The sequence below is a fragment of the Spirillospora sp. NPDC029432 genome (genome assembly GCF_040703975.1).
Taxonomy (GTDB): domain Bacteria; phylum Actinomycetota; class Actinomycetes; order Streptosporangiales; family Streptosporangiaceae; genus Spirillospora.
This window is the reverse complement of the sequence record NZ_JBEZWH010000077.1, coordinates 1-26241: the sequence shown is the minus strand read 5'-3', so window position 1 is coordinate 26241 and position 26241 is coordinate 1. Positions and strand designations below refer to the sequence as shown.

Annotated in this window: 27 protein-coding genes and 1 tRNA gene; 14 read left to right on the top strand and 14 right to left on the bottom strand. The window is 69.1% G+C overall.

The features are described from left to right. Positions 1-9: 9 nt before the first annotated feature. Positions 10-969: an alpha/beta hydrolase gene (locus AB0881_RS36070; RefSeq protein WP_366624498.1), complete on the top strand. Its 960-nt coding sequence runs from the start codon at positions 10-12 to the stop codon at positions 967-969. A gap of 11 nt (positions 970-980) precedes the next feature. Continuing rightward, positions 981-1838, top strand: coding sequence for an SDR family NAD(P)-dependent oxidoreductase (locus AB0881_RS36065; RefSeq protein WP_366624495.1), 858 nt, complete (start codon positions 981-983; stop codon positions 1836-1838). Positions 1839-1845: 7 nt separating this feature from the next. Here AB0881_RS36065 and AB0881_RS36060 read toward each other — a convergent pair whose 3' ends face one another. Further along, positions 1846-2253: a PPOX class F420-dependent oxidoreductase gene (locus AB0881_RS36060; protein WP_366624493.1), complete on the bottom strand. Its 408-nt coding sequence runs from the start codon at positions 2251-2253 to the stop codon at positions 1846-1848. A gap of 155 nt (positions 2254-2408) precedes the next feature. Between AB0881_RS36060 and AB0881_RS36055 the strand changes: the two genes are divergently transcribed. Next, positions 2409-2540 (top strand): hypothetical protein, encoded by a 132-nt coding sequence (locus tag AB0881_RS36055; protein WP_366624491.1) that lies wholly within the window; start codon positions 2409-2411, stop codon positions 2538-2540. Positions 2541-2614: 74 nt separating this feature from the next. On the opposite strand, the gene AB0881_RS36050 is transcribed toward AB0881_RS36055, so the two are convergent. Then, positions 2615-2704: transfer RNA gene (locus tag AB0881_RS36050), tRNA-Ser, on the bottom strand. 112 nt (positions 2705-2816) lie between these two features. On the opposite strand from AB0881_RS36050, the gene AB0881_RS36045 reads away from it, so the two are divergent. Continuing rightward, positions 2817-2987, top strand: a complete 171-nt coding sequence (locus AB0881_RS36045) for a hypothetical protein (RefSeq protein WP_366624489.1) — start codon at positions 2817-2819, stop codon at positions 2985-2987. A gap of 3 nt (positions 2988-2990) precedes the next feature. Here the strand turns inward: AB0881_RS36045 and AB0881_RS36040 are convergent, their stop codons facing one another. Then, positions 2991-3719 carry a M15 family metallopeptidase gene (locus tag AB0881_RS36040; RefSeq protein ID WP_366624487.1) on the bottom strand — a complete coding sequence of 243 codons (729 nt, stop codon included), beginning with the start codon at positions 3717-3719 and terminating at the stop codon, positions 2991-2993. Between the two features lie 139 nt (positions 3720-3858). On the opposite strand from AB0881_RS36040, the gene AB0881_RS36035 reads away from it, so the two are divergent. Next, entirely contained in the window at positions 3859-4248 is a 390-nt protein-coding gene (locus tag AB0881_RS36035; RefSeq protein WP_366624485.1) for a hypothetical protein, read from the top strand. Here AB0881_RS36035 and AB0881_RS36030 read toward each other — a convergent pair. After that, entirely contained in the window at positions 4245-4703 is a 459-nt protein-coding gene (locus AB0881_RS36030; protein WP_366624483.1) for a MarR family transcriptional regulator, read from the bottom strand. The two genes, AB0881_RS36035 and AB0881_RS36030, sit on opposite strands and share 4 nt — an antisense overlap. A 129-nt stretch (positions 4704-4832) precedes the next feature. Here AB0881_RS36030 and AB0881_RS36025 point away from each other — a divergent pair, with 129 nt between their 5' ends. The 3 genes from AB0881_RS36025 to AB0881_RS36015 all read left to right on the top strand — a co-directional run bounded on the left by AB0881_RS36025 (position 4833) and on the right by AB0881_RS36015 (position 7184). Continuing rightward, positions 4833-5018, top strand: a complete 186-nt coding sequence (locus tag AB0881_RS36025) for a hypothetical protein (RefSeq protein WP_366624481.1) — start codon at positions 4833-4835, stop codon at positions 5016-5018. 947 nt (positions 5019-5965) lie between these two features. Next, the gene (locus AB0881_RS36020; protein WP_366624479.1) at positions 5966-6709 is read left to right on the top strand and encodes an XRE family transcriptional regulator; all 744 of its coding nucleotides are present in this window, start codon (positions 5966-5968) and stop codon (positions 6707-6709) included. Positions 6710-6713: 4 nt separating this feature from the next. Continuing rightward, entirely contained in the window at positions 6714-7184 is a 471-nt protein-coding gene (locus AB0881_RS36015; protein WP_366624478.1) for an NUDIX domain-containing protein, read from the top strand. 1036 nt (positions 7185-8220) lie between these two features. Here the strand turns inward: AB0881_RS36015 and AB0881_RS36010 are convergent. From AB0881_RS36010 to AB0881_RS35990, 5 genes are all read right to left on the bottom strand, one after another. Next, positions 8221-8583, bottom strand: a complete 363-nt coding sequence (locus AB0881_RS36010; RefSeq protein WP_366624476.1) for a hypothetical protein — start codon at positions 8581-8583, stop codon at positions 8221-8223. Beyond that, positions 8580-9416, bottom strand: coding sequence for a hypothetical protein (locus tag AB0881_RS36005; protein ID WP_366624474.1), 837 nt, complete (start codon positions 9414-9416; stop codon positions 8580-8582). The genes AB0881_RS36010 and AB0881_RS36005 overlap by 4 nt, the downstream gene beginning before the upstream one ends. A gap of 274 nt (positions 9417-9690) precedes the next feature. After that, entirely contained in the window at positions 9691-10185 is a 495-nt protein-coding gene (locus tag AB0881_RS36000; protein ID WP_366624472.1) for a hypothetical protein, read from the bottom strand. A 2010-nt stretch (positions 10186-12195) separates the two neighbouring features. Continuing rightward, positions 12196-12525, bottom strand: coding sequence for a hypothetical protein (locus AB0881_RS35995; protein ID WP_366624470.1), 330 nt, complete (start codon positions 12523-12525; stop codon positions 12196-12198). A 323-nt stretch (positions 12526-12848) separates the two neighbouring features. Next, on the bottom strand, positions 12849-14582 hold the full coding sequence (locus AB0881_RS35990) for a recombinase family protein (protein WP_366624468.1): 1734 nt from the start codon (positions 14580-14582) through the stop codon (positions 12849-12851). 55 nt (positions 14583-14637) lie between these two features. On the opposite strand from AB0881_RS35990, the gene AB0881_RS35985 reads away from it, so the two are divergent. Next, entirely contained in the window at positions 14638-15432 is a 795-nt protein-coding gene (locus AB0881_RS35985; protein ID WP_366624466.1) for a pirin-like C-terminal cupin domain-containing protein, read from the top strand. Between the two features lie 246 nt (positions 15433-15678). Continuing rightward, the gene (locus AB0881_RS35980; protein WP_366624464.1) at positions 15679-16875 is read left to right on the top strand and encodes an ATP-binding protein; all 1197 of its coding nucleotides are present in this window, start codon (positions 15679-15681) and stop codon (positions 16873-16875) included. Between the two features lie 326 nt (positions 16876-17201). On the opposite strand, the gene AB0881_RS35975 is transcribed toward AB0881_RS35980, so the two are convergent. From AB0881_RS35975 to AB0881_RS35965, 3 genes are all read right to left on the bottom strand, one after another. Then, positions 17202-18152, bottom strand: coding sequence for a type II CAAX endopeptidase family protein (locus AB0881_RS35975; protein WP_366624462.1), 951 nt, complete (start codon positions 18150-18152; stop codon positions 17202-17204). Between the two features lie 147 nt (positions 18153-18299). Continuing rightward, a complete protein-coding gene (locus AB0881_RS35970; protein WP_366624461.1) occupies positions 18300-18959 on the bottom strand; it encodes a response regulator transcription factor in 660 nt (219 codons plus the stop codon). Continuing rightward, positions 18947-20221 carry a sensor domain-containing protein gene (locus tag AB0881_RS35965; RefSeq protein ID WP_366624459.1) on the bottom strand — a complete coding sequence of 425 codons (1275 nt, stop codon included), beginning with the start codon at positions 20219-20221 and terminating at the stop codon, positions 18947-18949. The genes AB0881_RS35970 and AB0881_RS35965 overlap by 13 nt, the downstream gene beginning before the upstream one ends. 167 nt (positions 20222-20388) lie before the next feature. Here AB0881_RS35965 and AB0881_RS35960 point away from each other — a divergent pair, with 167 nt between their 5' ends. Then, entirely contained in the window at positions 20389-20619 is a 231-nt protein-coding gene (locus AB0881_RS35960) for a hypothetical protein (protein ID WP_366624458.1), read from the top strand. Positions 20620-20679: 60 nt separating this feature from the next. Here the strand turns inward: AB0881_RS35960 and AB0881_RS35955 are convergent, their stop codons facing one another. Together AB0881_RS35955 and AB0881_RS35950 are read right to left on the bottom strand one after the other, a co-directional pair. Continuing rightward, positions 20680-21528 (bottom strand): MauE/DoxX family redox-associated membrane protein, encoded by an 849-nt coding sequence (locus tag AB0881_RS35955; protein ID WP_366624456.1) that lies wholly within the window; start codon positions 21526-21528, stop codon positions 20680-20682. A gap of 3 nt (positions 21529-21531) precedes the next feature. Continuing rightward, the gene (locus AB0881_RS35950; protein ID WP_366624454.1) at positions 21532-22485 is read right to left on the bottom strand and encodes a hypothetical protein; all 954 of its coding nucleotides are present in this window, start codon (positions 22483-22485) and stop codon (positions 21532-21534) included. A 327-nt stretch (positions 22486-22812) separates the two neighbouring features. On the opposite strand from AB0881_RS35950, the gene AB0881_RS35945 reads away from it, so the two are divergent. The 3 genes from AB0881_RS35945 to AB0881_RS35935 all read left to right on the top strand — a co-directional run. Then, entirely contained in the window at positions 22813-23343 is a 531-nt protein-coding gene (locus AB0881_RS35945; RefSeq protein ID WP_366624452.1) for a SigE family RNA polymerase sigma factor, read from the top strand. Positions 23344-23569: 226 nt separating this feature from the next. Next, complete coding sequence (locus AB0881_RS35940) at positions 23570-25192, top strand: long-chain fatty acid--CoA ligase (protein ID WP_366624450.1); 1623 nt, start codon at positions 23570-23572, stop codon at positions 25190-25192. Between the two features lie 313 nt (positions 25193-25505). After that, on the top strand, positions 25506-26241 hold a 736-nt coding region (locus AB0881_RS35935; RefSeq protein ID WP_366624448.1), incomplete at its 3' end, for a sigma-70 family RNA polymerase sigma factor.

The window sequence follows — 26241 nt, the reverse complement described above, 5'->3', positions numbered from 1 at the left end:
AACCACGGCATGGTCGGCTGGAGTCACCGGTACGCGAAGATCAACGGGCTTGACGTCCATTACGTCGAGCAGGGCGAGGGGCCGCTGGTCGTCCTCCTGCACGGCTTCCCCCACACCTGGTTCAGCTGGCGCCACCAGATAGGGCCGATCGCCGACGCGGGCTTCCGTGTCGTCGCGCCCGACATGCGCGGTATGGGGCGGACGAGCGGGCCGGCCGACCATCGCGAGTACGTCGTCGACCGCATCGTCGGCGACCTGACCGGGCTCCTCGACCATCTCGGCGAGGAGAAGGCCGTCTTCAGCGGGCTGGACTTCGGGCTGTTCGCGGCGTACGACCTGGCGTACCACCATCCCGAACGGGTCGCGGCGCTGATCGGCCTGGAGAACCCGTTCTTCACCCCGAGCCCGGTCTCACCGCTCACGCTCGCCGCGAAGCAGGCGCGGAAGCACTTCAACCACATCCATTACTTCGTGGATTCCCCCGGCGCCGCCGATCGCGATCTGGCCGCCGCGCCCCGGGAGTTCCTGCGCAAACTCTTCTACGCGCTCTCCAGCGACTACCACTACCTCGATGTCTGGCGGAAACCGCCGGGGACGACCTACATCGACGCGCTCCCGGAAACGCCGCCGCTGCCCTGGCCGTGGCTGACGGAGCTGGAGTTGGAGTTCTACGTCGCCGATTACAGCCGCAGCGGATTCACGGGCGGGCTGAACTGGTATCGCGCCATGGACCTCTCCTGGGAGTACCGGAAGTCGTACGGCGATCGGAAGACGACCGTTCCGTACTACTTCATCGGCAGCGAGCAGGATGTCGACCTGGAGGCCTGGCACGGCACCGACCCCCTGGACAAGCTGCAGGACCACCACGGCGACCTGCGCGCCGTGCGCATGCTGAAGAACGCCGGCCACATGATGCAGATGGAGAAGGCAGAGGAAACGACGGCCACGATGCTGGAGTTCCTCTCCTGAAGGAGGCGTGGATGACCGAGAACCGGGTCGCGGTCGTGACCGGCGCCAGCCGGGGCGCCGGCAAGGGGATCGCGCTCGCGCTGGGCGAGGCGGGCGCGACCGTTTACGTGACCGGACGCACCCGTACGCCGGACGACACGGACCTGCCGGGCACGGTGTTCGCCACCGCCGAGGAGATCGACGCGCGCGGCGGCAAGGGCGTCCCGGTGGTCTGCGACCACTCCGACGACACCCAGGTCGAGGCCCTCTTCCAGCAGGTGGAACGCGAGCAGGGCCGGCTCGACATCCTCGTCAACAACGCCTTCACCATTCCCGACGGCCTGACCAAGAAGGGGCCGTTCTGGGAAAAGCCGCTGGGCCTGCAGGACATGTTCGACGTGGGGATGCGTTCCGCCTACGTTTCCAGCTACTACGGCGCCCCGCTCCTCACCAGGAGCGAATCGGGCCTCGTCGTCAACACCTCGTCCTTCGGCGGCCGCTGCTACATGCACGGCCCCGCGTACGGTGCCGGAAAGGCCGCCGTCGACAAGATGGCCCACGACATGGCGGTCGACTTCAAGCCGTTCGGCGTCGCCGTCATCTCCCTCTGGATGGGCCTCCTGATGACCGAACGCAACGCCGCCCTTTTCGGCGCCGTTCCGGACCGCTACCAGTCCATCGCCGCCACCGCCGAGTCCCCGGAGTTCAGCGGCCGCATCATCGACGCCCTGTCCCGCCACCCCGACCGGATGAGCTGGACGGGCCAGGTCCTGATCGGCGCCGAGATCGGCGAACGGCTCGGCGTGGTCGACATCGACGGCAAGAAGCCGGCCTCCCACCGTCCCATGCTCGGGGACACCCCCACCTACAGCGACGCGGTGGTCGACTGATCGGGGGTCAGTGAACGGCGCGCCTCGCCGGATACCATTCCTCGCCCACGGGCTCGCCCGCCATGTTCCAGCTCCAGGAGACGGTCGGGGTTATCCGCACGTACACGCCGGGCCCGACCATGCCCACCCGTTCGACCGGCTGCCCGGCGCGCCCGTAGACGCGGATGCCGCGCGCGATGAACGGCTCGAACGACACCATGTCGTCGATGACGAGCGCGACCCTGTCCCGGCCGCCGAGCACGTTCCGGATCTTCCGGGTGCCCACCACGGTCGAGCCGCCGCCGACCCAGAAGTCCGTCCCGTCGAACTCGAACGCGACCGGGACCACGTCCGGCTGCCCGTCCTCCGAAACGGTGGCCAGCCGCGCGAGCGGCTGCGACCGCAGGTAGGCGACCTCTTCCTCGGTGAATGCCACGAACACCTCCACTCTTCGAACGACCACCAAACCAGCCCCCGCACCTCGCGCACAAGAACATCACGCACGACCGGGCGCACCCTCCATCTAGGACAGGAGCCGGCCTACTCGCTTCCTATCGTCGCTGTCGTCAGAGACCGACGAAAGGACCCCCCATGGCCGAGCAGACCAGCGCCGCACCGCAGGGCTACACCACCGTCGCCCCCTGGGTCGTCACCGACGACACGGGAGCCCTTCTCGACTTCGTCGCCCGGGACCCCTTCGGCAACATCACCCCGACCACCTGAAGGGCCGCGGGTACGGGAAGATCATCGCGGGCGGGCCTGCGGTGCGCGTAGCCGGCCTGAGCGATGGGTACAGGCGGAGGCTGTGGGATTCGAACCCACGGTACCGGGGTCACCGGCACTGCGGTTTTCAAGACCGCCGCACTCGTCCACTATGCGAAGCCTCCTGGGCAGGCTCCACGATAGCGGGTCGGGTGGCGGGAGTTCACCGGGCTTTCGGCGGGACGGGTGGGGCGTTGGACCTGAGGCGGGATGATCGCATCCGTTACGCTCGTCCGCATGTCTGAGACACCGAACGACCCGGCCGGGACCACGCACCAGTTCCAGAACTTCCAGGCGCAGCGGCCGGCCGAGAAGGCCTCGAAGGTGAACACCGGGCTCATCGTGGGCGTCGTGGCCGCGGTGGCGGTCGTGGTCGTGCTGGCCGTCATCGTGGCGATGATGCTCTGACGCTCAGCCGCCGGAGGCCGAGAAGTGCTGGTAGTCCTTGGTGCCGCTCCAGTCGCCGCCCCAGCCCCAGCCGATCGAGGCGAACGCCTTGACGACCTTGTCGCCGTCGTGGATGACGCCGGGGTCGCGGCGGGAGCGGTTCTTGAACTTGACGCAGTCCTTGTGGGCGACCCGGCCGCTCGCGCTGACGTACGGGTTCTCGCACGGGTTGATGTCGACGGCCGTGCCGAGCGCGTGCTGTGACCAGTTGCTGGAGCCCGTGGCCTGGCGGCAGTTGAACGCCGAGGTGTTGTTGGCCTCGATCGAGTCGAAGTCGCTGCCCTTGTAGGCGTCCACGGGCTCCATGCGTTCGATCGGGTAGCGCTGGTCGTAGAGCTTCCGGAAGACCTTGACGAGGTCCTCGGCGTGGTCGGCGTTCACGACGAGGCGGCCGTTGGCGTGCGGCTTCTTGTCCATGCCCCAGTACGTCATCTCGATCATGCGGAGGCCGGACGGCGAGACCGGGCAGCCGCGGCGCCAGGAGTGCGGGAGGTCGCGGGCGGTGACCTTCTTGATCTTCGACTGGAACGCCTGCGGTGAGGCGGGCGCGGACGGGGACGCGGTGCCGCCCGTCGCGGTCGGCGGCGGGGCCGGGGTGGTCGGTTCCGGGTCGGAGTCGCGGCCACATCCGGTCGTGGCGGTGGCGAGGGCCATCACGAGGGCCGCCGTGGTGGTAAGCCGTCTGCCTGGCATGACGGCAGGATCGCATGCCGCGGCGGCTTCGCGTGGGACCCCGGATTCGCTACGGTGCGTCTGAGGGCGTGCCCGCCGTTGAAGGGGACGGGGGCGGGTACGCGGTGCCGAGTCGTCGTCCCCCGGCCAGGGAGCCGGAATGGGCGAGCCCCAGGAGCCTTCGAGCCTGGAGGACGAGATCTTCGCGGTGGCCTCCTCGGTCGAGGAGACCGACCGGGGGGAACCGCTGCTGCGGCTGCGCCCGCGGCGTGTCGAACTGCCGCGCCGGGACGTGGGCCTGGCGGTGGGCGGGTTCCTGACGTTCGTGTTCGTGGACGCCGTGATGATGTACGCGCCGCTGATGATGAGCCGCCGGCCCAGCCTGCTGCCGCAGATGGTGACGCTGCTCGTGCTGGCGTTCGGGCTGGGCGGGCTGCTCGTCTGGAAGGTGCGGGGATCGTGGCGGCCGTTCGGCGTCGGGATGATGCTGGGCTGGGTGTTCCTGACGCTGGTGTCGGTGGGGTTCCTGACCGGCCTGACGTCGCTCTAGCCGGCGCCGATGCGCTTCACCACCTGGGTGAACGCGCGTCCGATGGCCTCCAGGTCGGCGGGGTCGACGACGTCGATGAAGAAGTTCCGCACGGTCTCGACGTGGTCGCGGGCGGCGCGTTCGAGGGTGGCGTAGCCCTCGTCGGTGAGGTGCGCGAACACCCCGCGCTTGTCGTTGGGGCAGTTGTCGCGCCTGACCAGCCCCTTGCTCTCCAGGCGGGAGCAGGTGTGCGAGAGGCGGCTGCGGGACTGGCTGGCGTGCTCGGCCAGTTCGGCCATCCGCAGGCGCCGGTCGGGCGCCTCGGACAGCCGGACGAGGATCTCGTACTCGGAGACCGACAGCCCGTGCCTGGTCTTCAGGTCCCGGTCCATGATCTCGTTGAGCCTGACGCTGCCGTCCACGTAGGCCCGCCAGTCGCGCTGTTGGGTGGCGTCGAGCCAGCGTGGTTCGCTCATGCCGAGAAGTATATGCGCATGTTGAAGATTCAACTACTGTTGGGTTATAGTTGATTCTTCAACTAGTGGAGGGAGAGCCCGATGCCCGCAGTCACGGCTGATCCGCTCGCGTTGCCCCGCCTGCCGCGCTTGCCCGAAGGTGAGACCGACTGGCGCCGGGTCGCCAAGGTCGTCACCGCGCAGCGACACCTGGAGGGCGAGGGGTTCCAGGTGCGGCGCCCGTTCCCGGGGCCGGACCTGGCTCTGGCCGACCCCTTCCTGCTGCTCGACCACATGGGAGCGGTCGAGTACGCCCCTGGCGAGGCCAAACCATAACCCACTTGAGGGACCTACTGTCGAAGTCACGCCAAAGCCCCAGGTCATGCGGCCCGTACATGCGTCGGCCCCGTCCCGATGGACCCCCACACGGTGTGCTGTGTGGGCAGGACGGGGCCGACCGACCGCCCCCGGTTCTGTCGTGGCCTACCTAGGCGGATAGGACCCCGGGGGCGGCCGCTAAGCCGTACCGGGCGGGACCGTCTTCCGTGGGGCGGGGCGGTCACGCGGACCGGTACGGGGCTCTTTCGGTTCCGGTGTGCTGAGTACATCGGCAAGCTTGATCTCTGCCGCTACGGCGATCACGCGGGCGGTCCCCGGGAAGAGCCCGTATTCGCGCATGGCTTCCACGTAGGCAGCACTGACCAGCTCAACCGCGCGGGGCAGTTCCGTGGGCTCACTCATGCCGACACCCGCCCGTATGGCAGCGCGGCAATGAGCCGTTCCCGTAGCTCTGTCCACGACGTTGCCCGCACGTACAGCCGTGACCCCTTAACGGCGAACCAGCGTCCAGCCGGCGGGTCCGCCACGAAGCCGACCGCCGGGAACTCCGCACGCAGACGAGCAAGCACGCCTGCCGCATCGGTCGGCCCGTTCACCCTTCCGCCCCACGACGGATCACGTCGGCTAGGCGACGGGCTGTCTCAGGGTTGCAGCGCCCCAATTCGATCAGCACCGTCCGGCCGATAGTCGGCACGTGATCCAGCCCCAGCGAAGGCAGCGCGATACCGGCCGCGCCTAGTGCGTCTTGGAGCGCTTCCAGCGCTTCCCGCGACTCGTTCTCTGGGCTCGATACGTCCACGGGCTGTCCGGCCGTCTGCGTTGCGTCCATTGCGTGAGCGTCGCGCGGACGCATGGGACGCCGGAACCTCCCCAGAACCACACTTAGGGACGTCCTACGCGGGGCAGAATGTCCCCTAGGACGTCCCCCAGGTCTGAGAGAAGACATGCCCAACGAACGGCTCAGAAACGTCATGACGGCAGGTGGCTGGACATATGCCAGTCTGGCGGAGGCAACCGGCGTTGATCCCAAATCGGTAGAACGGTGGGTCAACCGCGACCGTACGCCACACCGCGCAACGGCCATGCGCGCGGCTGAGACGCTCAGAGAGGATGTGTTCGCCTTGTGGCCTAGCCTCAGGCAGGGGCGCGCGGCACGCGCCGTCAGCCCCGATCTTGTGGCGCTGCACGAACAACGCGCGGATGTCCCCGTGTCGGCATTCGTTGAGCTACTGGAACAAGCACGCGAGCGGATAGACATCCTGGTCTACGCGGCGGTTTTCCTTCATGAGGCATACCCGCGACTGAACGACCTACTTCGCGAGCGCGCGGCGGACGGCTGCATTGTGCGGATCGCGGTAGGCGATGCAGAGAGCACCAACGTGCAACAGCGCGGGCGAGAGGAGAAGTTCGGGCACGGCATCGAATCGCGGTGCCGGCTCGCCGTAATGCATTACCGGCCGCTGGTCGGCACACCCGGAATCGAAATCCGGACGCATGACACGACTCTCTATAACAGCCTCTACCGCGCCGATGGACAGATGTTCGTGAACGCGCATGTCTGGGGCGTGAACGCGTACGGTGCGCCCGTGTGGCATCTTCGCCGCAACGGTGACGGGGGCGTATTCGACACGTACGCGGCGAGCTTTGATGCCGTCTGGGCAACCGCGCGGCCCGTGGACAAGGACTAACACAATGGCACGGACAGAGTATTTCGATGACCCGAACGCGCCGAAGCCGAACAGTCTGGTAGTCGCTGCGTCCGCAGTTGTCACAGACGATGCGGGGCGCATTCTGCTGCAGCGGCGAACGGACAACGGACTTTACGCGCTGCCCGGCGGCGGCATGGATATGGACGAGTCGCTACCCGGGGCAGCCGTCCGCGAAGTACGCGAGGAAACCGGGCTAGACGTAGAGATTACAGGGCTGGTCGGAACGTATACGGACGCGCGACACATCATCGCGTACACGAACGGCGAGGTGCGGCGGCAGTTCAACGTGTGCTTTACGGCACGCATCGTGGGCGGAAAGCTGCGCATCTCTGACGAGTCCACAGATCTACGCTTCGTCGCTCCGGACGAGATAGCCGCACTCCCCATGCATGACACGCAGCGTCTACGCCTACAGCACTTCCTAGAGCACCGCGAACGCCCCTACCTGGGATGATCACCACGGCAACTTGTGCAGCGCTGCACAAGCCCCGGAAACACGTAAAGCCCCGGGTGACCCAGCGCGTAAAGCGCTAGACCACCCGGGGCTTAGTCGGGTTACACAGTCGCGTCAACGGCGACAACGCTATTTCCGAGGTAACGTCGCCTACGTCAACGGGCGACATCCAGGCGCGTAAACGCGTCAATCGCGGGGCTGCGCTGTCATCTCGGCGGGCAGCCCCACTTGTCAACGTAATGCCGGTACGTCGCTTCGGTCTCGTACCGCTGCCAATCAACGTTCGGCGTGTCCGGCTCAGAGTCGGCCGATTCGTTGACGCGGTCGGACATATGCTCATGCAGAATCCGCCGGGCAAGATCACCCGGATTCACGCCATTCGTTGGCGCCATGGATTCGCCTACCTTCCGTAATCAAGTGCGCGCATGCTGTGGATACTCAGCGCCCCCTTACCCGTACAGACAGCGACTTGCTAACCCCTGCCGTTGTCCAGCCCCTCAGGCAGACGGGCCATACCCCCGGGGTAGCCCCTCCGTCGTCGCCACGCTGTCGCGTTGAGCTGCTCACGCTCGCTTGCGTGCGATCACGCGGCACGGCACACCCGCACCGCCCCGGAGGGGCAGGCAGGGGCACAGGGCACGGCAAGGGGGCACAGGCCCAGCCGCCGCGTGACGTGCGTACGTCAACCGGCACACGTACAGCGCGGCGGTAGGTAGCCCCGCCTGGTCGGCAGGGAGGTACCGGGACCGCCCTGGACAAGGGAACGGGTCGGTCCGGTAGTCCGCTCACGTGACGCTGAGAGCGCTTCCCACGGGCGAATACCCGGGGCACCGAAGTTGGGTAGCCCCGGGTAATCAGCGTCCGTCTCAGCGCGCCTCAGCGTCCTTCTCTTGTCTCGCTCGCCATGCGGAATTCAGCCGGTCAGCGGTCACCTGATCCATGGTGAGCGCATACGGGCGATGCCGCGTGAAGCGGTTACCCGGGAACGCCACCGTTTGCCCCGCGCGGTACGGACCTTCCGGCGTGGATGCGCTGCTCACTCCGCACTCTCATTGGAAAGCACGCGGGCAATCTCGCCATAGCTCATACCCGAACCGCGCAGTTCCTTGATACGGGCCTCATGGTCGGCTGCTCGCGTCCATGGCGCGTCAAGCGCGGTGATGCGCTGCGCGACATCGCCCGGACGCATGCCCGTAGCAAGCAGTTCCTCAGCCGCCTTCTCGCGGGCAGCCGCAATATCTCGCTTCAGTGCCGCGCGCTTCTCGTCTGCCTCGCTCTCACGGGCCGCTTCGTCAGCCTCAGTCAGCTTAGTGCGCTCACGTTCCATGATGCGCCATTTCAGCGATTCAGCCGCCGGCACACCCATTCCAGGAATAGGGATATTGGGAATGTCGCTCACTGGTCGATATCCATAACCGGGACGGCGGACTTGTCCAGTTCCAGCAACAGCCGCACAGACTCCATGTTGTTCGCGTTCATGCGCGACGCGCCTTCCGCGTCAAGCACTCGCTCAACCATCCGACCGCCGGACAGAGAGAAGGTCACCGTCTGTCCGGGCACGTATCGCACACCGCCGTGAAGGATGCGAGCCGCACTCTGCCGGACGCTCATCAACGCGTCACGCGCATGAGAAACGGCGATGTCGTCCCCACCGCCGAAAGCCAGATAGGCGACGTTTCCGTTACGGGGAAAGTGTCCCGTAGCGACCAGGGTTTGCACGGTGTGCGCGTGCTTCAGCGCTGCCTTAGCGTCGCTGGCGGCACGAGCGAGAGCTGCAATCGCAGCCTCGTAGGCGGCAACCGCCTCATTGGCACGCAGCGTTGCGGGTCCGACTTCTGCCGGAACCTGCTCACGAATCGCCTTGCGCGCGGCATTGTCAAGGCGACGGATTCCGTCCCGCATCACGTCCAGCCGGGCGAGAATGCGCGGACGTTCGCGGGTCCAGTCGTCCAGGACGGTCGGGCGCTTGTCGTCAACCGCGCCGTTCTCGCGAAGCTCAGCGGCGCACTTCTCTTGCTCCATGGCGAGCGCGCGCGCCTGCCAAGCGTCGGACAGAATGTCGCCGTGCTCATTCACGAAATCGCGATAATCGTCCAGCGCAGCGAAAAGCGCGTCAGTCTCCGCGTCCGCTACGCCAGGGATAGCGCGCGTGCCATAGTACGGCTCATCCGCTGGTCCGGTCGGGTACGAATCAACGACCTTGCCCGTACGGGGATCAACGATCTCAGCCATTGCTCTTCTCCTAAGCGGGTCGCGGGTTAGAAGGGACGCGCACGCACCCGCCAACGTGCGCGTCCCAAGTCGTTACTCGGCGGACTCTGATTCGCCGAACGCGGCGTAATCCGTCATGTGCCGGAAGTTCCAAGCGTGATCGCGTCTCTCGTCCGCGTAGAAGGCACGCGGGCGGACCGGCACACCGCCGGTAGGGTGTGCGCCTGGTCCAAGACGGCGGTCCCGTACAGCGGCGAACCATGCATAGTCCGGATCCGGCGGAACGAAGGGGGGCTTACGCATTGGCGTTCGCAAAGGCGCGGTCGCGCGCGGTCGCCCATGCTTCACGCATCTTCGCCGTCTCTTCCGCCGTGAAGTCAGCCCCTCTACCCGAAAGCCCAAGCCAGACGATCAGCCGGCCGATACTCGGATACTTGCGGCCCGCGTTCGGCCATGGCAGCCCGGCCGCCACAAGCACCCGCCGCTGACGCTCATGCGTCGGTAGCTTCGGGGCAGCCATAGGCACCGCTGTAACGCGCTCTCCGGGCTGCTGAGGGATACGCAGCATGGCAGCCTTGCCCGTGTCCACGCAGGCACTCACGGGACGCTCAACAGGTAGCTCAGCGTCCGTCTGCCGTGCGGCATCCTGGTCCGCGTTCGGGACATCCTCAATAACCGTGGGAAGGCCCAGCATTCGCCGCGCAGCATTCCACGTGTCCAGGTCACGCCCCGCCGTTTCCGACATGCAGCGGCTCAGCTCACGCGGGTCGTGATACTCGTCAGGGTACATAGCGCGTCTCCGGAAATGAGAAAAGCCCCGGTGCTCACACGATGACCAGTCGTGCGAGCCCGGGGCTTGCCTGGGGCCGCGTTACGTCGCGGTGGGACGGTCCGCGCTGCCGGTGGTCATTCGGCGCGCATGGGACGGTATTCGGCTGAGCATCGGAAAGCACTTCGCGTGCTCGCCAGTGCTTCACTCCGGGCTGTTGGCCGGCTGAACGGATCAGGCTGTCGATCAGTTGGCTACGCGTTGGTTTGGCAACGCGTTTCCTTCCCTGTGAGCATCGCAAAGAGGCCGTCCATGAATGCGAGTATTTCGCCGTCTCGCAAGCCGTTTCGCGCCCGGTCGCGGTCGATCCCGCCGTGACACGCCCGGCAGAGCGGTTCGTATGATCCGGGCGGCCCGAACGGGGAAGCGTGGAAGTAACCCGATAGCGGACGGCGCTCGCTGTGAATGAACGCCCATTCGTGTGCCGGTCTGCCGCACGTGTAGCAGTCGTGTTCGACTGCCTTTCCGCGCTCCCTGGTCACTGCGTTGTGAGCACGCCTGTATGCGTTGAACGCACGGCGATGTTCCGGGGCACATCGCTTAGCGTGCCACTTACGTCGCGCGCGTTGCTGTACCTCGCGACTCGCTATCGTACGGCATTCGTCGCAGTAACGGCGGGGTGCTACGTCAGAGAACTTGATGTAGGTGAACGAGGTATCGCACCGTTCACATGCTCGCGTGAAAGCTTCACGGCTCACCATTTGGTGACTCCATGCCCGGGGACCGCTGGGGATTGCAAAGCGAGCCCCGGGGGCAATCCCCAAAGCCCCGGGGCTCGCTGGTCTGTGAACACAAAAAAAGGGCGGCTTCCCGACCATCCCGCGCGCCCCCGTGCGGTAGATCGGGAAACCGCCCCTGACGACCTTTAACCCGGTCGCTAGGTGGTTTCTACTTGCAGCTTCGGACGGGGGCGCGTCGCTGCGTTCAGCCGGCTTTCCGGCTCAGTAGAGTTAGCGCTACGCCCGTTTCTCCGTATAGCGAAAACCATAAGGTCAGCGCGATGAGCGCCTTATCTGTGGGCTACATCACTGCATTTGAGTCGCTGTACGCTTAGCGGCCCGGTACGCCACATTCCGTACGCGCGTACGGTTCCGGGTCCACCCTTCGCGGCACGTCCGTCCGCACAACTTCGCGCGGGTCCCGTGTCGCTCGAAGCGGCTGCCGCACTGCACGCAGGTCCCCATGTCGTCACCTTCCGAGGTAGGCGGGTGCGTAGGATCGTTAGCGCTACGGCAGCCCTCATAGGTTCGCGACGCTTCGCGGGGGCATCGGCACCACGCTTCAGGACGTGTGACGGAATGCCGATTTGGACCCGTTTTCCGGTATCCCTAAGAGTTTTCTATGTGAAACCTAAAAATAGGTATAAACGTCACTCCATCACTAACCGCAGGTCAGAGAGGGGGCGACGGGCAGCCCCCGGCAACGCTTCGTCACTCGCGTGCCTGGGCAGCGCCCGGCGGAAGCTGCGCCTGCCGTCCGCCGCGTGCCGTCGGGACCGTGCTGACCTCATGACGGCTGCACGGTCCGGCAGACGTACCGGGCTGCCCGTTCATCTGCCCGCCGTACCGGCCGCAGCAACGCGGCAGGCTCGCGACCGAAACCCGCCCCGTCTCGGCATGGGGCCGCCGGGGCAGTCCGCCAGCATGCCGCCGAGGTAGCCCCGTGGGGCTGTGGTGGTCCGTGAAACGGGGAACCGCCCCGCTCCCATGGTCGGGAACGGGGCGGTCCTGTAGAGCCGTCGCTGGGCGTCTCAGAGCCCGGGGGCGATCACGTCCGTTCGTTCGCGAGTCTGCCGGACGGTACGGGCACAGGGCCCGCACACATGCACGCTCACGCTGTCCGTGGTCCCGAACGTGATTGGGGCCGACACGTCACGGGCTGACGTGCCCACGGCGGTCCTGAGCGGCTGGAAGCACAGCACGCACGCGTTACCGTCCATCGCGGCGACGATGCCCAGGCGGGCGGGGGCGCTCACGCGGCTGCCTCTGCCCCGCGCGGCCGGCGGGTCGTGTCGAACACGACCACGTAATCCCACAGGGCGAGCATTTCCGCCGGCGCTTCCGGGTCGCGGGCAAGCGGGTAGTGATGGCTGATCGGGCAGCCGGGGGCGAGTTCCTCCGCGATGTCGCTCAGTCGCGACGTGTCGAAGCCGTGCGGCAGGTAGACCACCGTGAACGTCTGCCCGTCCGGGCGCATGATCGTCGCGGGGTGGACGCCATCGGGGCGAAGCGCCTGGACAGTGGTCACGGTGCTGCCGTTCGGCAACGCCTCAACCTGCAAGTCAGTAGGGTTGTGCGCCATGGGTCGTCCCTCCATACAGGGTCGGTCCTAGGGACCGGGCGGGCGGTAGGGTCGCGCGTCCGGTCCCGCTGAATTGCGCGGGGACGATCAAAGTAACAGTGTGAAGTATTCACACGTCAAGCCCCTATTTTTCTGTGCTGCGCCGCACATCTCGCGGGGATGCCCGTCCGCCACTTCCAGCGCACATCGGAACGGCGGTGAGCATCGCCACACGCTTTGTGCGGCCCGTGTGGGCTCCACAGAGCCCCAGGCGCGCGAAAGCCCCGGGACCCCTAGCGGGTTACCGGGGCTCTCCGTTCGGCCGTCTACGGGCCGTACAGCCGCTAGGCGGTGTCCGGCTGCACCCATTCGACCGTTACGCGGTCGCTCGCGGACTGACCCGCCGGGTACCTCCCGTGTGGAATCTCGGACTTAGCGACCGTGACTCGTGCGACGAACAATCGAACCATTCCCTGTCGTTCCGTGAGCGTCGCCCGCTCCCACCATGACCCGGAACCGAGCGGGTCGCCGGACGGGTCGTTTCTCTCAAGCCAAGACGAAATGGGGAGAGTCGGGGACGAAATGGCGTCCAACTCCGTAAGGCGCGCGTCCGCAGCTTCCAGTCGTTCCATAAGCGCGGACTCTTCCGCGATGAATGCGGCCCGTCCACGCGGTCCCTTGTAACCGCCCGCCGCCTTGTCTTCATACAACTCATTGAGCGCCGCGAGTGTTTCCGCACGCTGCCCGACGAGCGCCGTTCGCTCGCCCGCGATCTCCGGATTCTCTACCGTACGGCCGAACCTGCGCGTCGCTTCCGCCAGGATCGCGAGAGTCTCAGCGTCCCCTTCCGCAGTTTCGATTAGCGCGAACACGCGTCGCGCAACGTATTCGTCTACGGTCGGCTGACTGATGGCGCATGTTCCCGCATGCTGGCCAGGTTCGCTAACGCCCCGTCGCCGGGTGCATCGGTACGTACTTTTCACGGTCTTCACAGTGTTGCCGTGAGACTTCATCGTGTGCCCACACTCGCAGAACAACAGTCCGATACCCGACAGGAGAGCCTTCCCGCGCGCCGTTCCCTTCCCACGTCCCCGAGAATCAAGCCACTTCTGAAGTACCCACCATTCCGCCGGGTGGATGATCGCTTCGTGAGTCGTGATCGGCATACCGGTTTCGTCTCGTTCGATACGGTGCCCGATCACGCGAGAAGTCTTCCGGCCCGATTCGGTGAAGTGATACACGGGCGTCGCGGCGTAACCGGCAATGCGCGGGTCACGCAGAATTCCCGCGAGCGTCTTCGGTTCCCAGTGGCTTTTCGCCGTCTTGTTTCCTGTCAGACGGCCACGCGTTGGAATGCCTCGCTCATTGAAGTCGGCGCAGATGCCTGTAAGCGAACCCGGGTGCCGGCGGCCGGCACCCGGGTTGTACGACTCGTTCATGTGTGCCTTGATGCGCGCCCATGCCTCTTTCACGGTCGGGGCTTCATCCTCATTTACCGCGAGCCGCTGAATCTGCAACGGACGGCCGTCGTTCATGGTGACCGTTTCCGCCACCAGCTTTAGGCCGAATGTCGGCTTACCGCCCACGTAGCCGCCGTACTCGCGTGCTTTCGCTTGAGCGTCGCGGATAGCTCGGCTCTTGTTCTTGGACTCCGCATGCGCAGCGTCAAGGCGCATGATCAGGTGGATAAGGTCCATGAGGTTGCCGCGCCGGAACTCGCCTTCCGTCACGCTAACAATCGTCACGCCAAGCTGCAAAAGTTCCGTGACAATCGGGATAGCGTCCGTGATCTCCTTCCGAGAGAAGCGAGACACGTAGTAGACGATGATCACGTTACGGCGACCCGCCCGGCAGTCCGCGAGCATGCGCTCGAAATCTGGCCGCTCTACGTCGCGAAAGGCGGAAATGCCGATGTCTTCGTACATCTCGACGGATGCCGCCCCGCGCCGTTCCGCTTCCGCGCGCCCAGCGTCGCGCTGCGTCGCGGGGGATGCTTCTGAGCCTGACGCGCGGGCGGCGGACTGACGGACGTACACGGCTGCGCGGACGGTCTCTGTGTAAGCGCTGGTCTCGTTCATGGTGAGGTTTGCGCTCCCCTTCCCCCGGGAGGTTCGTGCCCGGGGTCCCTAACTGGTGGAGGGGAAGGGGACGCCCTGGCATCCGCACAGGGGATTCGAGACCGTCACGTACATCATCGATGGCGCGTTCCAGCACCAGGACACGTCCGGTGGCGGCGGGCTCATCTCCGATGGGGCGACCCAGTGGATGACCGCCGCGTCCGGTATCCAGCACATCGAACAGCCGCCGCCGGAGCTCGTCGCCAAGGGCGGGCTGTTCCACGGCGTGCAGCTGTGGGTGAACCTTCCGCGTTCCCAGAAGTGGGTCCCGCCCCGCTACCAGGACATCGAGGCGCGCGACGTGAAGCTGGTCGCGGCCGATGACGGGTCGTCGCTCGTACGGGTCATCGCCGGCTCGGTGGCCGGGTACGACGGGCCGGGCGTCACGTACACGCCCATCAATTACCTGCACGCGACCGTCGCCCCCGGGGCGCGGCTGGCGCTGCCGTGGCCGCGGGACTTCAACGCGCTCGTGTACGTGCTTTCAGGGCGCGGTACGGCGGGCGTCGAGGAGATCGCCCTGGACGAGGGGCAGATGGCGGCGTTCGGCGGCTCGCACCACAAGGGCGCGGGGGACGGGCTCCTCCTGCGGGCGGCCGACGTCCAGCCGCAGGCGAGCGCGAACGGCTGGGAGATCCTCGTGCTGGGCGGGCTGCCGCTGCGCGAGCCCGTCGCGCGGTACGGGCCGTTCGTGATGAACACGCGGGAGGAGATCGTCCAGGCGTTCGAGGACTTCCAGGCAGGACGGATGGGGACGATCCCGGCGGAACGCGTGCCGCATCTGTCGTCCGCCGACGAACCGCTGGAGTGATTCCGCGGGTTCCCGTGACGACCGGGGGCGCGTGCGCTACTGTGTTCGAATAGTCGAACAGAAGTTCGACCAGCACGTTCGCACGCACGCGCGCCCCGGGAGGTGGCAACGGTGGCGACGATGACCTCGGCGGGCCGGGAGACGGCGGCACGTTGCCAGGGGCGGCGGGAGCCGTACGCGACACGCCGTACGAGTTTCTACGCAAATCTACGGCCGCAGCTATATCGCCTCATAGAGTCCGAGAGCGTGGACCCCGTGCGCAATCCCTACGCCCCCGGCGCCGGACAGCGGCCCCCGGAGCTGGCCGGCCGCGACCGCGAGCTGCGGCAGTTCGAGGTCGTCCTCGAACGGGTGGCGCGCGGCCGCCCCGAGCGCAGCATGATCGTCACCGGGCTGCGCGGGGTCGGCAAGACCGTGCTGCTCAACGCGTTCCGCTCGATGGCGATCCAGCGGCTGTGGGGCACCGGCAAGATCGAGGCCCGTCCCGACCAGTCGATCCGCCGTCCCGTCGCCTCCGCCCTGCACATGGCCGTACGCGAGCTGGCCCCGCGGCACCGCGCGCCCGACCGCATCGAGGAGTTCCTCGGCGTGCTCAAGGCGTTCGCGCAGGCGGGCGAGGAGCCGTCCGGCGGGCGCGGCAAGGCCCGCGTCCACCGCTGGCAGCCCGGCATCGACGTGCCCGCCGCGCGCGGCCGCGCCGACTCCGGCGACCTGGAGATCGACCTCACCGAGCTGTTCGTCGACGCCGCCTCGGTGGCCACCGACGTCGGCGCCGGCATCGGCCTGTTCGTGGACGAGATGCAGGACATCCCCGCCGACGACGTCTCCGCCCTCTGCGCCGCCTGCCACGAGCTGTCCCAGGTCGGCGGCCCGCTGATCGTGGTGGGCGCCGGGCTGCCGCACCTGCCCGCCGTCCTGTCGGCCAGCAAGTCCTACTCCGAGCGCCTCTTCCGGTACGCCCGCATCGACCGGCTCGACCGCGAATCGGCCGACCATGCGCTGATGGCCCCCGCCGAGCGCGAGCAGGTCACGTTCACCCCCGAGGCGCTCGACGCGCTTTACGGCGCCGCCGACGGCTACCCCTACTTCGTCCAGGCGTACGCCAAGGTCGTCTGGGACGTCGCCCCCGACACGCCCATCACCGCCGACGACATCAAGGTCGCCGCCCCGGAGGCCGAGAGCGAGCTGGCCGTCGGCTTCTTCGGCAGCCGCTACGAGCGCGCCACCCCGGCCGAACGCGACTACATGCGCGCGATGGCGATGCTCGGCGACGAGCCCGTCCCGACCGCCGCCGTCGCCGACGAGCTGGGCCGCAAGCCGTCCAGCCTGTCGCCGGCGCGCGACGGCCTGATCAAGAAGGGCCTGATCTACAGCGCCGAGCGCGGCCTGGTCGCCTTCACCGTCCCCCATTTCGGCAAGTTCCTCCGCTCCCAACCCGCCTGACCCGCGCGCACGCCCCCGGCTCGCCGGCCCGAACGCACCTTTCTCTACGCCTCTCTAGCTCCAGCTCAAGAGAACCGTATAGATCTACATCCGCCCGCCCCACACAGCCGAATATTCGCCTGTCTTGCCGCACGGCTAGAGAGTCGTAGATTTCCCGATCGCGACCTCTGCCGTTCTCTAGCCATCTCTAAGGCAAGGCCTAGAAACGGCTATAAAACGCTCGCGTGGACCATCGGCCACGGCCGCGGGGGGAATGCGAACGGCCCCCGGGCCGCGGGGCCAAGAGGCTCCGGGCCCGGGGGCCGTTCGTTCGTGTGCTGCGCGCGTCAGTCGCGGGGGCCGGTGTAGCCGAGGCGGCCGCGGGTCGCGATGAGGAGGACGGCGGCGATGATGCCGTACCCGATGGCACCGCCGGTCACCATCACCGACTCCGCGGCGTTCGGGAACATCTCCGGCAGGACGATGCTGGCCACGGTGTTGTTGGCCGCGTGCAGTACCAGCGCGACCGGCAGGCTCTCCTCGGTGTGGTTGAACACCCAGGTGATGAGGTAGCTGATCGCGATGCACATCAGCACGAAGACGCCGACCGTGACGTACCAGTTCACGTTGTCCGGGCGCGGGCCGGCGAGCGACCAGCCCGTGAAGAAGAGCGGGAAGTGCCAGACGGCCCAGACCACGCCGAGGACAGCGGTGCCGGCGGCAGGGCCCAGGCGGCGCTGCATCAGCGGGAGGGCAAAGTCGCGCCAGCCGGGCTCCTCGGCCAGGCCGGTGGTCACCACCTGGAGCAGGAGGGCGGGCAGGAACGCGACGAGCACCATGGCGGGCGGCAGCCGCATGCCGTCGGCGGCGCCGGGCGTCAGGAGCGTGCCGACGATCAGGGTGATCGGGACGCCGGCCAGCACGATCGGGTACCAGTACCACTTCACCCGCAGCTTGAACAGCCGCCGCCGCCAGTCGCGCAGCCCCTCGCGGCCGCCGTTGATCCAGGTCACCACCAGCGCGGCGCCCAGCGGCCCGATGTACGCGCCGGGCAGGACGCCGAGGAGCTGCGCGTCGCCCAGCAGCTTCGGGAAGCTGAAGTCCTCAAGGCCCAGCCCGTCGTTGGACAGCACGTACGGCATCCAGGCGAACCAGCTCGCTCCGCACGCCAGCAGGTAGAACGAGATCAGCGGGTAGCGCCGGACGAACTCGAACAGCGGCCCGCCGCCGCGCCTCTCGCCGCGGGCGGTCGCGACCCGGACGTCCCTCGGGACGTCCGGACGTGTGTGCATGCTCATCGGCCGGTCCTTCTCGGCAGGGGGCGGAACGGGAACATCGCACCATCGCGACGCCCTCCGGGTCCCTCCCGGCTCCTGCCCGAATCAGGCACCAGCGTCCGGTAAGCGGCGGGTACAGCAGGCTGGAAGCCCGCCCCTTCCCCGGGCTCAGCCGCGCTGCTGGGTCTGGTCCAGGTAGCGCAGTACGGCGGTCACGCGGCGGTCGGCCCGGTCGGTGGGGGGCAGGTCGAGCTTGGCGAAGATGTTGCGGATGTGCTTGTGGACGGCGCCCTCGGTCACGAAGAGGCGTTCGGCGATGGCGGTGTTGCCGAGGCCCTCGGCCATCAGCGCGAGGACGTCGCGTTCGCGGGCGGTGAGGCGTTGCAGGCCGCTGTCGGGGCGGGTGCGGGTGAGCAGCTGCGTGACGACGTCGGGGTCGATGGCGGTGCCGCCCCCGGCCACCCGGTGGAGGGCGTCGAGGAACTGCTCGACGCGGCCGACCCGCTCCTTGAGGAGGTAGCCGAGCCGGTCGCTGCCGCCGGAGAGCAGTTCGGTGGCGAACGCCTGCTCGACGTAGGCGGACAGGACGAGCACGGCCAGGCCGGGCCGGCGGTTGCGGGCCTCGACCGCCGCCTTGATCCCCTCGTCGGTGTGGGTCGGCGGCATCCGGACGTCGACGATGGCGACGTCGGGCTCGTGGGCGTCCACGGCGGCCAGGAAGGACTCGGGGCCGTCGGTCGTGGCGACGACGTCCAGGGATTCGGCGCGCAGCAGCAGCGCGACGCCCTCGCGCAGCAGCGGGTCGTCTTCGGCGATCACAATCCGCATGGCAGCTCCACTCGGAGGGTCGTGGGCCCGCCGGGCGGGCTGGTCAGTTCCAGGCGGCCGTCGTGGGCCTCGATCCGGCCGCGGATGCCGGCGATGCCGGAGCCCTCGCGGGCGTCCGCGCCGCCGACGCCGTCGTCCTCGATCCGCAGCAGCAGGCGGTCGCCCTCGCGGCGGACGACCACGTCGGCGCGCGAGGCCCGGCTGTGCTTGGTGATGTTGGTGAGGGCCTCGGCGGTCACGAAGTAGGCGGTGGCCTCGACGGACGCGGCGCACCGGCCGGGCACGTCGACGTCGGTCCGGCAGGGGACGGCGCAGTCGTCGGCCAGCCCGGCGAGGGCGCCGGCGAGCCCGCGGTCGTCCAGGACGGGCGGCAGGATGCTGCGCACGACGGTGCGGAGTTCGGCGAGGGCCTGCTCGGCGGCGTCCTGGGCGCGGTCGAGCGCGGATCCGGTGGCGGACGGGTCGCGTTCGAGGGCGCGGCGGGCCGCGCCGATCAGGATGGTGACGGCGACGAGCCGGTTCTGCGCGCCGTCGTGCAGCGACCGCTCGATGCGCCGCAGTTCCGTCGCGTGCGCGTCGAGCGCGGCGGCGCGGGTGGAGGACAGGTGCGCGATCCGCAGCGACAGGTCGATGTCGGCCGGCGGGACGAGGAGCCGCCGCCCGGGCCACGCCTGCAGCCAGGCCAGCCCCGGCCCGGTGACGACGAACGCGGCGGCGACGACGAAGCCGAAGAGCGCGACGAGGCGGGCGCCGTGGTCGTCCTCCACGGTCCAGAACACGAACGTCGGCGCGGCCTCCTCGCGGGGGAGGAGCCGCCACCACAGCGGGTAGGTGACGTCCTGGACGGCCTGCACGGCGAGGGTGACGCCGAACATGCCGATGAACAGGCCGAGCGTGCCGTGGACGAACAGCCAGCGCAGCTCCCGCCGCATGATCGGATCCGTGAGGAGGCCGCGGGCGCCGGCCGGCGCGGGCCCCAGGGCGATGATCTCGGGTCCCCAGCGGGTCAGCCGGCCGCGCTCCCGTTCGGCGACGGACCGGACGACGCGGGGAAGGGTGGCGGTCAGCGGCAGGCCGACGCCGACGGCGGACAGGAGGCCGACCAGGACGACCCACAGCACCCCGGCGGACGCCAGCAGGGCCGTGCCGAGGCCGCCGACGAGGTGTTCGAGGGCGTTGAGGACGGCACGCGCGCGAGCGACGAGGACGCGCCGCCCGTCCCGCCGGACGACGGTCGGTTCCGATCCCTTCACTATCCGCACGCGGGGACCCTACGGGAGCCAGTTGATCTCTGTCAGAGATTCGGCCGCCGGAGTACAGCCTGCTGTACCAGAAAGTGATGCGGTGGCTGGATCGTCCGGGGTCGCGGCGATTTCTAGCGTGGCGGGAACGAACAGTTCGGACTTATCGGACCCCTGAGGAGCACACGATGACGGATCCCCGCGGCGCCCACGGGGCGTCCTCCGCCCCTCCGGCCGGCTCCGAGGGGATGGGCGCGCTGCGGACGGTGCTGTGGGGGGTGCTGCTGGTCGGCGTGGTCGGGAACGTGGTCGTCTCGAGCGCCGGCCTGAACGTGCTCGGCAACGTGGTGTTCGGCCTGATCACCCTCGCCTCCGGCGCCGCGCTGATCGTCCAGCACTACCGCAACCGGAAGCGGTGAACGCGGGCCGCGAGCACCTGAGCGTTCTCTAAGGGACTCTAGGCGCGGGTCAAGAGCGGGCTAGAGAGTCGCGGGCAGGGCGGGGGCGGCGGGCGGCACGGGGGCGACCCGTACGGTATAGCCCCGTTCGGCGGTCGAGACGGCGAAGACCAGCTCGGTGTCCCGGCCGTCCACATGCGCCGGGTAGACCACGAAGCGCCAGCAGCCCTCGCGCCACACGTCCAGCGGCACGGCGCTCGCGATCGCGTTCTCCGACGCCTTCCACGCCTCGCTCTCGCGCAGCCGCTCGTACGTCTCCGCGAGCGGGCTGCGGCGCCGCTCGCACGGCGTCACCGGCCGCAGCCGCGGGCGGTTGCGGCCGAGCAGGACGGCGATCTCGGGGGACAGCGCCGCGAACAGCACCAGCTCGGCCAGCAGGATCGCGCCCACGGCGGACGGCCTGTCCAGCAGCACCGTGAGCCCCGCGTGCGGGGCGTCGAGCGAGATGACGGCCGCGGCGGTGAGCAGTACGGCGCGCAGCACGGTGCGGTGGCCGATCTGCTTGGTGCTCAGCCCGCCGAAGCAGCCGCAGCCGGCGTCCGGCCGGTGCACCCGCAGCTCCCCCACCGTCCACGTCGCGGCGGCGAACACGACGGTCGTGGCGAGCCGTACCGACAGGTGCGGGGTGATCAGCAGGGCGAGGCCGAGCGTGCCCTCGGCGACGCCCAGCCCCACGCTCGCGCGGCGGTCCTGCCGCAGCGCGGTCGCCCGGCGCAGCCGCCCGGGCACCGGCACGCCGTGCACGTGCGCGGGCGCCGCCGCGACCGGGGCGCGGAACACCAGCTTGGCCAGGCAGGCGGTGAGCAGCACGCCCGACAGGAGCAGGACCTGGGCGTTCTCGATCTCGTCGACCAGGGGGTCGGTCAGCACGGCTCAGCCCTCCGCGGTCCGGGCCGCGCCGGCGCCCAGGACGGCGCTGAAGCAGCCGGCGTCGAGGTCGCCGCCCAGCGCGACGAACGCGGCGGGCGTCAGCTCGGCGAGCCGCCCCCGCGGCGTGGTGTCGCACTCGACGCACCGGTCGCAGAAGCGCGCCGCGACGCAGCCGCACTCGATCACGGGGAGCGCCGCGGACAGGCCGGCGCACGCGTTGCGCAGCGCCAGCTCGCTGCCGATCGACAGGTAGGGGAGCGCGACGCAGCCCGCGGGCGTGTCCGGGCAGCCGCCGGCCTCGCCCTCCGGGTCGACCGCCGGGTACGCGGCGCCGGCCTCGCCGAGCAGCGTGAACGCGCGGCCCCCGTCCGGCGGCCGGTACGTGGCGCCGCCGAACCAGGTGGCCGTGCCCCGTACCGTCTCCGGCACGGCGGCGCCCGGCTCGGACGGCGCCAGGTCGCCGGCCCGGTGCCCCGGCTGGGACGTGCCGGGCCGGACCGCCAACGGCCCGTCCGGCGACCGCACGCAGATCAGGTCGATCAGGTAGCCGGGCTCCAGCCGGGGGTGCCGGACGAGCACCCGGCCGAGGGCGTGCGGGGGGATCACCACATGGGTACGACCTCGATGCGGACCCATGTCCACCTCTACGGTGTCCCTCCCGCACGCCTGGATCGTGCCGGCCACGCGGCCGATGTCCACCCAGACCCGGGCCGCCCCGAGCCCGTCGGACGCCGGCCGGACGATGACCTCCCGGCCCGGCAGCAGCGCGGCGAGGCCCCCGCGCTCGCCGTGCCAGATCGTGGTTCCGGGAAGCATCGGCACCCGCACCTCGCCGTCGGCGGTGTGCAGGACCAGCAGGTGGGGGCTGGCGTCCAGGACGACGCCCCCGGTGACCTTCTGCGGGCGGCGCGGCGCCGCCGGGGTGGCGCCCCGCGGGTGCGCGGGAGCACCCAGCACGACGTCCCGGTATCGGCGGCGCGCCGGTCCATGACGGCGGGTTCTTGGCGGCATGGCGGCACTCCGGCGTCGATCTTTTAACTCATGGCCACTGCTGTGAGGACAGCTTGTCAAGACTCGGCGCCGGGTGACCCGGGTGTCAGCGGATTTATCGCGACAAGTCGGCCAGGGGTTGACCTTCTTTTTACTCGGGTTGATTATCTTCCCCTGGTTGACACGAATATGCCATTTCTGATGGACCGGAATTACGTTCCCCATGCGATGGTCTAAATCAAGATCCATCTCGCGAGGGCCCGGCCGGGCCCCTACCCCTGGCTCGGTGGTGACGTGAACCAGACGCGGCACGAGGAGTTCCGCGACTACGTGGCGGCCCGCGGCCACATCCTGCTCCGCGCCGCCCTCCAGCTCACCGGCGACCGCGCCGAGGCCGAGGACCTCCTGCAGGCGGCCCTGGCCAAGACGTACCTGGCCTGGGACCGGATCCAGGACCGCGCCGCGGTGGACGGGTACGTGCGCCGGGCCATGGTCAACACCCAGATCTCCTGGTGGCGCCGGCGCAAGCTGGAGATCTACCCTACCGACGATCTTCCCGACCAGCCGGTGGACGATCACACCCGCCGCAGCGAGCTGCGCGACGCGCTCGGCCGCGCCCTGGACCGGCTCCCCGAACGCCAGCGGCTGGCGGTCATCCTCCGCTACTACGAGGACATGCCGGAGAACGAGATCGCCGAAGTCCTCGGCATCAGCGTGGGCACCGTCAAGAGCACGGTCTCCCGCGCCATGGCCAAGCTACGCGACGACAGCGCGCTGGAGCAGGATTTCCCCGGAATTCCACCCCAACACCCCCAACGCCCATAACACCGTTAATTCCGAGCAATTCTCACAAAGAGGATGATCCGCTACCGCTCGGCATCCTCCACCTCGCGCCTCCCGGCCCGCCGGCCCGGACGGTCCGGCCCGACCTGAACTGTCGGGAAGGTCGGAGTTGGCCGGTATTGATAAAAATGGGGCGCCAAGTGCTGACATGGCGGGGGCGTTCGGGCCAGAATCCGGTCCTGGGATCCATCGAGGCCGGAGGCGCGCCATGTGGAGCACGATGCAGGACTTCCCCCTGACCATCACCTCGATCATGCGCTACGGCACGGGGGTCTCCGGCGGCGCCGAGGTCGTCACCTGGACGGGCGACGGCACGCGCCGCCGCTCGTACGCCGAGGTGGGCGAACGGGCCGCGCGCCTGGCCGGCGCGCTGCGCGGCCTCGGCGTGGACGGCGACCAGCGGGTGGCCACGTTCATGTGGAACAACGCCGAGCACCTGGAGGCCTACCTCGCCGTCCCCTCGATGGGCGCCGTGCTCCACACCCTCAACCTGCGGCTCTTCCCCGACCAGCTCGTCTACATCGCCAACCACGCCGAGGACCGGGTCGTCATCGTGGACGGGTCGCTGATCCCGCTGCTGGCGCCCGTGCTCGACCGGCTGGAGACGGTCCGGCACGTCGTCGTGGTGGGCGCGGGCGACACGGCGCCGCTGGAGGGCGCGGGCAAGGAGCTGCACTCGTACGAGGAGCTGCTCGCCGCCGCGCCCCCCGAGTTCGACTGGCCGGAGATCGACGAACGGTCGGCGGCCGCCATGTGCTACACCAGCGGCACGACCGGGAACCCCAAGGGCGTCGTCTACTCGCACCGTTCGGCGTACCTGCACTCGATGGCCGTCTGCACCGGCAACGCGCTCGCGATCGACGCCGCGGACCGCGTGCTCCCGGTCGTCCCGATGTTCCACGCCAACGCGTGGGGGATGCCGTACGCGGCGCTGATGGCGGGCGCCTCGCTCGTCATGCCCGACCGGTTCCTGCAGGCCGAGCCGCTCGCGCGGCTGATCGAGGCGGAGCGGCCGACGATCGCGGGCGCGGTGCCGACGATCTGGGCGGACCTGCTGCGGTACGTCCAGGAGCACGGCGCGGACCTCAGCTCGCTGCGGCTGGTGCCGTGCGGCGGGTCGGCCGTCCCGGCGGCGCTGATGCGGGGCTTCGACGAGATCGGCGTGCGGATCGTCCAGGCGTGGGGGATGACCGAAACCTCGCCGGTGGCGACGGTGGCGCACCCGCCGGCGGGCGCCGGCGACGACGCGGCCTGGGCGGCGCGGGTGTCGCAGGGCCGGGTGCTGGCCGGGCTGGAGATGCGGATCGTCGGGGACGGCGACACCGTGCTCCCCGAGGACGGAGAGGCGGTCGGCGAGGTCGAGATCCGCGGCCCGTGGATCACCGGCGCGTACCACCTGGACGAGGACCCGGCGCGCTTCCACGACGGCTGGCTCCGTACCGGCGACGTGGGAACGCTGTCGCCCGGCGGCTATCTGGTGCTGACCGACCGAGCCAAGGACGTCATCAAGTCCGGCGGCGAGTGGATCTCCTCGGTGGAGCTGGAGAACCACCTCATGGCGCATCCGGACATCCTGGAGGCGGCCGTGGTGGGCGTCCCCGACGACCGCTGGCAGGAGCGCCCGCTGGCCTCGGTGGTCGTACGGGAGGGCGCGGCCGTGACGGCGGAGGCGCTGCGGGAGTTCCTGGCCGGCCGGATCCCGAAGTGGCAGCTTCCCGAGCGGTGGTCGTTCATCGAGAGCGTTCCGAAGACGAGCGTCGGGAAGTTCGACAAAAAGGTCCTGCGGCGCCGGTTCGCGGACGGCGAGCTCGTCGTGGAGCGGATCGACTGACGTTCCGAAGCCGCTGCCCCGGCCATTCCGCAATTTCAGCGCGTCACCGTTCCGATACTCCCTGATGTGTCGATGAATACGAAGGGGTGGGTGATTGTCACCCCAGCGTCATGTTCATCGTGATTTCCAGGGATCAAGTGGTGCGGAAGGGGTGACGGGGTGTATGCAAGATGGGCCGAACTATCAGCAGGCCCCGCGAGGGCGGGTCTCCCCCATGCCGGTGCCGGGAGCGCATATGCCCAAGTGGTCCTCGTTCGACGCCGCGGCCGACCGCCGGTTGGTCCACGGGTTGAACGAAGGCGACGACGGTGCCTTGGCGCTTCTCTATGAGGCGTACGCTGAGCGGCTGTACGACTACACGCTGTCCATGACGGGCGAATACAGGTCCGCCGCCGACATCGTGCACGACACCTTCATCGACGCCTGCCGCCGCGCCCCGCGGATGCGCGACCACGCCCGGCTGCGCTCCTGGCTCTACGGCGCGGCCCGGCGCCGCTGCGTCCAGCGCGGGCGGGCGCGGGGCCTCTTCTGGGAGCACGACGCCGAGTTCGGCGACGGCGGCGCGGTGCCGTCCCGTGCCGACGGGCCGGCGGCGCGCCGGGACGCCGGGGTCGGGCTGCCGCCGTCCGGCGAACTGCGGGGGCTGCTGGAGTCCTCGCTGGGCCGCCTGGAGCCGGGCGAGCAGGAGGCGCTGCTGCTGGCCGTCCGGCACGGCCTGCTCCCGGCGGAGATCGGCACCGTGCTGGGCGTCTCCGCGCGGCGGGCCGCCGGCCGGGTGGCGCGGGCCCGCACCCGGCTGGACGCCGCGTACGAGATCGAGCTGGCGCTGGCGACCGAGCACTGCGCCGCCGGCACCCGCGCGAAGCCGCGTCCCGAGCCCGAGGCCGCGGCGGAGCCGAGGGGCGAGCCGTCCGCCCGGACGGTCGTCGCGGACGCCGCCTCCACCAAGGAGACCGCCAAGTCCGCCGTCCGGCTCGGGAAAGAGCCGGAGGCCCCCACCAGCGCGGTGACCGTTCCGCGTTCGAGTTCGAGGTCCACGCCGTCCAGCG

Excerpts from the sequence above, each read along its gene's own strand:
- AB0881_RS36070 (WP_366624498.1), top strand. The coding sequence starts at position 10 with ATGGTCGGCTGGAGTCACCGGTACGCGAAGATCAACGGGCTTGACGTC.
- AB0881_RS36065 (WP_366624495.1), top strand. The coding sequence starts at position 981 with ATGACCGAGAACCGGGTCGCGGTCGTGACCGGCGCCAGCCGGGGCGCC.
- AB0881_RS36055 (WP_366624491.1), top strand. The coding sequence starts at position 2,409 with ATGGCCGAGCAGACCAGCGCCGCACCGCAGGGCTACACCACCGTCGCC.
- AB0881_RS36045 (WP_366624489.1), top strand. The coding sequence starts at position 2,817 with ATGTCTGAGACACCGAACGACCCGGCCGGGACCACGCACCAGTTCCAG.
- AB0881_RS36040 (WP_366624487.1), bottom strand. The coding sequence starts at position 3,719 with ATGCCAGGCAGACGGCTTACCACCACGGCGGCCCTCGTGATGGCCCTC.
- AB0881_RS36035 (WP_366624485.1), top strand. The coding sequence starts at position 3,859 with ATGGGCGAGCCCCAGGAGCCTTCGAGCCTGGAGGACGAGATCTTCGCG.
- AB0881_RS36030 (WP_366624483.1), bottom strand. The coding sequence starts at position 4,703 with ATGAGCGAACCACGCTGGCTCGACGCCACCCAACAGCGCGACTGGCGG.
- AB0881_RS36020 (WP_366624479.1), top strand. The coding sequence starts at position 5,966 with ATGCCCAACGAACGGCTCAGAAACGTCATGACGGCAGGTGGCTGGACA.
- AB0881_RS36015 (WP_366624478.1), top strand. The coding sequence starts at position 6,714 with ATGGCACGGACAGAGTATTTCGATGACCCGAACGCGCCGAAGCCGAAC.
- AB0881_RS36005 (WP_366624474.1), bottom strand. The coding sequence starts at position 9,416 with ATGGCTGAGATCGTTGATCCCCGTACGGGCAAGGTCGTTGATTCGTAC.
- AB0881_RS36000 (WP_366624472.1), bottom strand. The coding sequence starts at position 10,185 with ATGTACCCTGACGAGTATCACGACCCGCGTGAGCTGAGCCGCTGCATG.
- AB0881_RS35995 (WP_366624470.1), bottom strand. The coding sequence starts at position 12,525 with ATGGCGCACAACCCTACTGACTTGCAGGTTGAGGCGTTGCCGAACGGC.
- AB0881_RS35990 (WP_366624468.1), bottom strand. The coding sequence starts at position 14,582 with ATGAACGAGACCAGCGCTTACACAGAGACCGTCCGCGCAGCCGTGTAC.
- AB0881_RS35975 (WP_366624462.1), bottom strand. The coding sequence starts at position 18,152 with ATGAGCATGCACACACGTCCGGACGTCCCGAGGGACGTCCGGGTCGCG.
- AB0881_RS35970 (WP_366624461.1), bottom strand. The coding sequence starts at position 18,959 with ATGCGGATTGTGATCGCCGAAGACGACCCGCTGCTGCGCGAGGGCGTC.
- AB0881_RS35960 (WP_366624458.1), top strand. The coding sequence starts at position 20,389 with ATGACGGATCCCCGCGGCGCCCACGGGGCGTCCTCCGCCCCTCCGGCC.
- AB0881_RS35940 (WP_366624450.1), top strand. The coding sequence starts at position 23,570 with ATGTGGAGCACGATGCAGGACTTCCCCCTGACCATCACCTCGATCATG.